General features: G+C 41.7%; 6 protein-coding genes and 2 tRNA genes. 1 reads left to right on the top strand and 7 read right to left on the bottom strand.

Features of this window, described 5'->3' with window-relative positions; all coding sequences use genetic code 11:
* The 7 genes from B2575_RS09470 to tpiA all read right to left on the bottom strand — a co-directional run.
* Nucleotides 1–243 (bottom strand): hypothetical protein (locus tag B2575_RS09470; RefSeq protein ID WP_296241597.1); only part of this gene is annotated, 243 nt, incomplete at its 3' end.
* A 151-nt stretch (nt 244–394) separates the two neighbouring features.
* On the bottom strand, nt 395–1,879 hold the full coding sequence (nusA, locus tag B2575_RS09475) for a transcription termination factor NusA (protein ID WP_055123697.1): 1,485 nt from the start codon (nt 1,877–1,879) through the stop codon (nt 395–397).
* 158 nt (nt 1,880–2,037) lie between these two features.
* Nucleotides 2,038–2,538, bottom strand: a complete 501-nt coding sequence (gene rimP / locus B2575_RS09480; RefSeq protein WP_045454872.1) for a ribosome maturation factor RimP — start codon at nt 2,536–2,538, stop codon at nt 2,038–2,040.
* A gap of 446 nt (nt 2,539–2,984) precedes the next feature.
* Nucleotides 2,985–3,061, bottom strand: a tRNA-Met gene (locus tag B2575_RS09485).
* Between the two features lie 125 nt (nt 3,062–3,186).
* A tRNA-Leu gene (locus tag B2575_RS09490) sits at nt 3,187–3,270 on the bottom strand.
* 186 nt (nt 3,271–3,456) lie between these two features.
* Nucleotides 3,457–3,765 (bottom strand): preprotein translocase subunit SecG, encoded by a 309-nt coding sequence (secG, locus tag B2575_RS09495; protein WP_025652589.1) that lies wholly within the window; start codon nt 3,763–3,765, stop codon nt 3,457–3,459.
* A gap of 214 nt (nt 3,766–3,979) precedes the next feature.
* Entirely contained in the window at nt 3,980–4,792 is an 813-nt protein-coding gene (gene tpiA / locus B2575_RS09500; protein ID WP_201501751.1) for a triose-phosphate isomerase, read from the bottom strand.
* Nucleotides 4,793–5,430: 638 nt separating this feature from the next.
* Between tpiA and pilB the strand changes: the two genes are divergently transcribed.
* Nucleotides 5,431–7,056: type IV-A pilus assembly ATPase PilB (pilB, locus tag B2575_RS09505; RefSeq protein ID WP_296241598.1), on the top strand; the 1,626-nt coding region annotated here is incomplete at its 3' end.

Consider the following 7,056-nt stretch of genomic DNA (forward strand, 5'->3'; position numbering starts at 1 on the left):
AGATTTACCTGAAGAGCCGGTCACGCGCGCAGTGCTAGTTGTCTTAGATTTAAGACTAATACGACGCTTTTCTTGCTGACCATGACTTTGCTTTAAATACGTCACCAACTTCTCTTGCTCAAGCTCAGTGACTAGGTCACCCTCTGCACGAGCAGGCAGTCCAGCATCTACCAATTGCTGTTGTACAGCACTTGCGGTTTTGCCTACCATATCTGCCAGTTCTTTGACGGTCTTATCTGCCATTTATTATCACCTACTGTCTATTATTTGCTATATGTTCAATTCAGTTGTTGGCTACAAATGATTGGGGTAAGGCTGGTATTGGTACTGCATTCATACCAGCACTTTATTATCGATAGCATATCACTAAAAGACAGCGATATGCAGTTACCGCTTATTCATTGAACCAAGATTCCCGAGCTTTCATGATGAGTTTTCCTGCGGTTTCAGAGTCTAAACCTTCGATATCTTCGAGATCGAAGACTGCTTGTTCTGCCAAATCATCAACGGTAATAATGTCTTTTTGTGCCATTTTATAGGCCCAATTGACTGTCATACCTTCAAGCTCTTGTAGCTCTTGACTTGGCTCTTTCATGTTCTGTTGTTTGACCAGCTCATCAGCAATGACGACTTCTTTTGCACGCTCTTGAATCATCTCAATCGCTTCATCGTCTAAACCTTCGATATCATAAAAGGTTTCAACTGGTACGTAAGCCACTTCTTCAATACTGGTAAAACCAATATCGACAAGTGCTTGTGCTAAGTCTTTATCTACTTCTAAACGTTCATAGAATAATTCGATAAAGGCTTTCGATTCGTTTTGTTGACGCTGCTGATATTCTTCTTCTAGCATCATATTAAGCTTATAGCCCGTTAGCTCAGACGCCAAACGTACGTTTTGACCTTGTGAACCGATCGCACGTGCCAACTGATCATTGGTACTAAAAATAATATCAGCTGTCTGCGTATCTTCATCCAAAATGATGCTACTGACGTCAGCTGGCTCTAAAGCACTGATAATGAACTGTGCTGGATCATCTGACCACACCACCACATCAATGCGTTCGCCATCAAGCTCCTGCTGTACGGCTTGGATACGTGTACCACGCATACCAATACAAGCACCAACTGGATCGATACGATGATCGTTGGTTTTCACAGCTATTTTAGCACGAGTACCCGGCAAGCGCGCGACGTTGCGGATTTCAATAATTTGTTCGGCAATCTCTGGTACTTCTTTTTGCATCAATGCTGAAAGCATTTCAGGATGAGTACGAGACAGTAACAACTGAGCACCACGGTTTTCACGGTTGACATGATACAAAATGGCATTGATACGTGATTTTGCACGTAATTGCTCACGCGGCAGCATCTGATCACGTGACAAATAGCCTTCGGCATTGTCACCTAGATCAATGATATAGCCATCACGAGTCTGCTTCTTGACTTCGCCATACATCATCTCGCCAACACGTGGCTCAAAAGCATCTGCTACTAAATTACGCTCAGCTTCACGAATCTTTTGGATGATGACTTGTTTGGCTTGCGTCGCAGCAATACGACCAAACTCAATCGATTCAATCTGTTCTTCTTTGACATCGCCGATTGACCATTCTTCTGGATCAAGATCGCTGATGGCTAGCTGACAAGCAGGCATTTCATGGTCTTCATCTGCAACCACTGTCCAGTAACGATAAGTATCATAATCGCCCGTTGTACGGTCGATAGCAACCCGTACTGCCACTTCTGGCTGTTCGGTGTATACTTTTTTCTTAGTCGATACCACCAAAGCATCTTCTATCGCTTCAAAGATATCTTCAGGATTTAAGCCCTTTTCATTACTGACAGTTTCTACTACCGTTAAGATTTCACGACTCATGCTATACCTGTCCTATCATTTTTAATTGACTTAAATTTTATAATTTATGTATTGCTATTATATTTTCACCGTAAGCTATATAAGCTGTTTGGATATTAAAATGCTGATGAATGATTTGTTACTTCAAGTTTTCAAATCAAACCAAGCTGTACAAAAGCTTAGGCATCTTCATAAATCAAATTGGCTTTATCAATATTACTCAGCGCAATCTCAAACTGCTGACCATCGCTTGATGTCAGATTTAAGACATTTGCATCGATACTATCTAAAGTACCTGTCGCTTTGCGACGTTTTTGATCACCTTCACCAATCGCTTGTATTAGACGCAAGCTGACAGTTTGACCAACATAGGCATGCATCTGCTCATCGGAAAAGAATGCACGGTCGAAACCTGGTGAAGAAACTTCTAAGATAAACTCACCAGCAATCGGATCATGAACCTCAAGAATACCGCTCACTTGATGGTTCACTGCTGCACAGTTTTCAATGGTTACTTGTTTATTTTGGGCCTGCTCTTCTGGCAATGCCTCAATATAAATGCGTAATAAAGAGCGATTGCCTTGCGGTGCAAACTCGATACCCCATAATGCCACATCGCAAGCCGCGACGGCAGGAGCAATAATATTGGTCAGTTCTGTAACTTTGGTTGAAAGCTTCATAATCTATTTATCTTTTCCTATTCACGTATCTATCGTACTTAGTAAACCGCGTAATTGTCGCTCACTCATGAAATTTATTTATTAGTAAGAGACACAGTCATTATATTATCTTAAATCACAAACATATTATTTTATATGATATGCGCTTATATAGGGATGAGCACAAAAAACATCAAGCTCAGCCAGACAATGCTTTTATTATTCACAAAGCAGTACTATCGATAAAGGAGTGAGGAATAAAGGATAGTGTGCTTAAGAAGCAGCGCGCCGATAGCGGCAGGTGACAACCAATAACGAATAATATCGCACTCTATAGAACTAGAGCTTAGCATAAGTAGGATAGATACCGCGATACCACTGACCGTCAGATACAAAAAAACCCACAAACATAATGGTGGGCTAATCGTTACTGACAAATTTAGTGTACAAAACATCAGTATAAAAAGTGGTAGCGGGGGCTGGATTTGAACCAACGACCTTCGGGTTATGAGCCCGACGAGCTACCAGACTGCTCCACCCCGCATCAATCTATGGTGCGTATTATAGGAGGGTTTTATATAAGTGTCAATCTTTATTTTAAATAAATTAAACTAAATTTCTTACCTATATTACTAACGCCGCACTTAATACGTTACAACTTTAAAAACTTGGTGCGATTGGGGGGACTTGAACCCCCACAGCTTGCGCCACCACCCCCTCAAGATGGCGTGTCTACCATTCCACCACAATCGCATTTTTCACTGCTCTATTATTACTATCTAATCTATCATAATAGATGCTTAAGGTAGGCATCGATAGAATCAGACTGCTAAAACAGAAAAGCATTGTAAATCTAACGTCTCAAAATAGCAAGAGCTGCCTCAATTAAAAGGCAATGACTAAAGACAGCTATTAAAGGCAAGTGTCTTTAAAATACAGTTATTGAGGATTCTGTGTCAATGGACGCGGCGTTTGTGGTGCTGACACAGGTGCATCTAAACGGAACTGATCTTCAGCCTGTTTGCGCGCGTGAACGGCTAGCGTCATACTGGTGATAAAGAATATCACTGTTAAGACTGCTGTCGCACGCGTTAAAAAGTTCGCTGTTCCTGCCGCACCAAAGACCGTACCTGACGAGCCAGCGCCAAAAGAAGCTCCAGCGTCTGCCCCTTTACCATGCTGTATCAAAATCAAGCCGATCATGGCAATCGCCACGATAATATGCAGGGCTAATATAAACGTAAACATGGTGGCCTCTTTTGCCGCGTAATGACGACTGATAACGGAAAATAAATCTTACGGTTAATAGGAATAGCAATTGACGGGTAATGCTGCCAAATCGATTATATAAATAAGGCGCATTGTACACGATTGCAAGGGCACTGTTAAACCTACTTTTGCCAACTGATAAAGACATTTTATAATCGAGACCGCTATGAAATGCACGTTTTATCTCTATTAACTAGTCTTTAGCTCGACTAAAGGCATTGGCAATTGCCAAAAAACTCTCTACCTTTAATGATGCGCCGCCAACCAATGCCCCATCAATCATAGGATCTGCGGCAAAGCTATCAGCATTGTCCGCATTGACACTACCACCATATAGCACACTCATTACCTTTAGTGATTCTGCAAAGCCTGTGATGGTTTGCTTAATATGCTGATGCGTTTGACTGACTTCGCTCACGGTTGGGACTTTGCCAGTACCAATCGCCCACACTGGCTCATAAGCAATGATCAGGCGATTAGATAGTGATGATATGAGATCTGGTTGGGTAGTAATTACTTCTTTTATTACTGATAACTGAGTGTCAATTACGTCAAGGGTTTGCTTATCATCATATTGAGCCTGAGTTTCACCAATACAAAATACCATACCCAAACCTTGGGTGAGTGCGTGAGTCACTTTTTGCAATAACGTATCGTGAGACTCGCTATGATACTGGCGACGCTCAGAATGACCCAGTATCGTCCAAGTTGCCCCAGCGTCTGCTATTTGCTGTGCTGAGCAATCGCCTGTATAAGCGCCAACGCTAGCACTATGCGCACTGACGTCTTGCGCTGCACTCAATATCGAACTACCGGCTAAACGCGCACTGACAGCTGCCAGATGAATACAGCTTGGTGCCACCATCAACTGACAGCGACTATTTGACCGTTCTGTGTCGGCTTGCTCTTTAGCATCAATCGTAGTCAACAAATTATTCAACAACAAATCGACGTCGTGACTCGTTGCTGGATTTTGTTTCCAATTACCAATTACCCAAGCTTGCATACTCATCTACCTTGTTTCATCTATTCTTGCCAATTTGGCTAATATGCGCGCCAGTATAACAAATAATTCCCAAGTGCTATAGTATGCTGCCGCCAGCAGAAAAACAGACAGTCAGTGCGAATATTTACTAGGGCTTGTCCTCACTCTAAAAAATTATGATGAAAATGAGATAAATTGATATCAAACAATGAAAGTAGCGCAAATATTATCGAGATATTGATAGGCTACTCGACGATGTTTGGCAAAATCCAACCATTTTCAACTTATTTAGAGGATAGTCTATTAAATTGAGGATACGCTCTAGACATTGTCTCAAGCTATAATTTTTTGGGTCAAGCACTCAATCGTTCATATAAAATCTTTAAACTAAAGTAATGTTTTATAGTATTGTGTCTATATATAACAGAACATTATCAATAATCTAATGACCAAGCTACTGATGACCTACACTATTAAAACGCTTTCTCTGCTAAATCTCTTGTAAGAGCATCTCTGCATTGACTGTTATTAATGATAGCCCAAAGGCTAACAATGACTTATAGCAGGTATCTGTTAAAAATTATAATAGTAAGTGGCTCTCAGAAGTGTATGGATTTCAGACAAATATATAGCATATGGGGTATTAAGGAGAAGTCGTAATGTCTATCACCACGAGCAAATATGGTGGTTTAGCGCACCAGCTAATCAGCGAAGGTATCGTCAGCGAAGCGAATATGAAAATCGCGCAGACCGAATCGCAACAGCAACAAGTAGGACTAGTGCCCTACCTAGTCGACAATAAATTGGCAGATGCTTATCATCTTGCGCAGATGTTGTCACAAGCTTTTGGTGATCCTCTTTTCGACCTTGATGCCTTACATATTGATGTCATTCCAAAAGACTTAGTAGATGAAAAAATCGTTCGTAAATTTAATGCGTTGCCACTATTCAAACGAGGACAGCGTTTATTCGTCGCATTGAGTGATCCAACTCGTGTGGATGCAATCGACGCTATTGCTTTTAATTCACGGCTGTCTATTGAAACTATTGTCGTCGAAGAAGATAAGTTAAAAAAGCGTATTGAAAGTCTTTACGCTGATACCATGCAAAATTTTAATAGCTTCTCTGATAGCGATTTAAATATTGGCTTTGATGAAGGTGAAGAAGAGGAAAGCGAGACCAAGCTTAGTGATAGCGTCGAGGAAGCACCTGTTGTAAAATTTGTTAATAAAATGCTGGTTGATGCCATTCGTATGGGCGCCTCTGATTTGCACTTTGAACCCTATGAAAAAACCTATCGCGTTCGCTTTCGTGTCGATGGGGTGATGCAAAAAATGGCCAATCCACCTGTACAACTGGCTGGGAAAATTGCGGCCCGTTTAAAAGTCATGTCGCAGATGGATATTTCAGAGCGCCGTGTGCCACAAGATGGACGTATCAAGCTCAAGATATCTAAAGATAAAGCCATCGACTTTCGAGTAAGCTGTCTGCCTACCCTATTTGGCGAAAAACTTGTACTTCGTATTTTGGATCCTTCTTCAGCGATGTTGGGTATTGAAGCGCTCGGTTATGAACCTGATCAGAAAGATATGTTTTTAGAGGCACTGCATAAACCGCAAGGTATGTTGCTTATCACGGGACCAACTGGTTCTGGTAAGACCGTGTCGCTTTATACTGGTATTAATATTTTAAATACTGGCGCGACCAACATATCCACTGCTGAAGATCCAGTGGAGATTAACTTGGAGGGGATCAATCAAGTCAACGTCAATCCAAAAGTGGGTCTAACTTTCGCAAATGCCCTCAAATCTTTTTTACGCCAAGATCCTGATATTGTCATGGTTGGTGAGATTCGTGACCTTGAAACTGCTGAAATTGCAATTAAAGCAGCGCAAACAGGGCATATGGTGCTCTCAACCCTACATACCAACTCAGCACCTGAAACACTGACGCGGCTGCGTAACATGGGTGTGGCCTCCTTTAATATCGCGACTTCAGTGAACTTGGTTATCGCCCAGCGCCTAGCACGACGTTTGTGTAAAAACTGCAAAAAACCTATTAACATCCCTAAGCAAAGTCTGCTTGAGCTCGGCTTTACAGACGCCGATTTGGACAATCCAGACAATATCATTCACGAGCCAGTAGGCTGTAATGAATGCCGTGAAGGTTATAAAGGACGAGTCGGTATCTACGAAGTCATGAAAGTCAGCCCTGATATCTCACGCATCATTATGGAAGACGGTAACGCGATAGATATTAAAGACGCTGCACTTAAAAATGGCTTC

The sequence above is a fragment of the Psychrobacter sp. UBA6739 genome, from assembly GCF_002453835.1.
Classification (GTDB): Bacteria; Pseudomonadota; Gammaproteobacteria; order Pseudomonadales; family Moraxellaceae; genus Psychrobacter; species Psychrobacter immobilis_A.

What these genes read in the sequence shown, in the direction of transcription:
- nusA (WP_055123697.1), bottom strand. Translation starts at nt 1,879, where the DNA reads ATGAGTCGTGAAATCTTAACGGTAGTAGAAACTGTCAGTAATGAAAAG.
- rimP (WP_045454872.1), bottom strand. Translation starts at nt 2,538, where the DNA reads ATGAAGCTTTCAACCAAAGTTACAGAACTGACCAATATTATTGCTCCT.
- secG (WP_025652589.1), bottom strand. Translation starts at nt 3,765, where the DNA reads ATGTTTACGTTTATATTAGCCCTGCATATTATCGTGGCGATTGCCATG.
- tpiA (WP_201501751.1), bottom strand. Translation starts at nt 4,792, where the DNA reads ATGCAAGCTTGGGTAATTGGTAATTGGAAACAAAATCCAGCAACGAGT.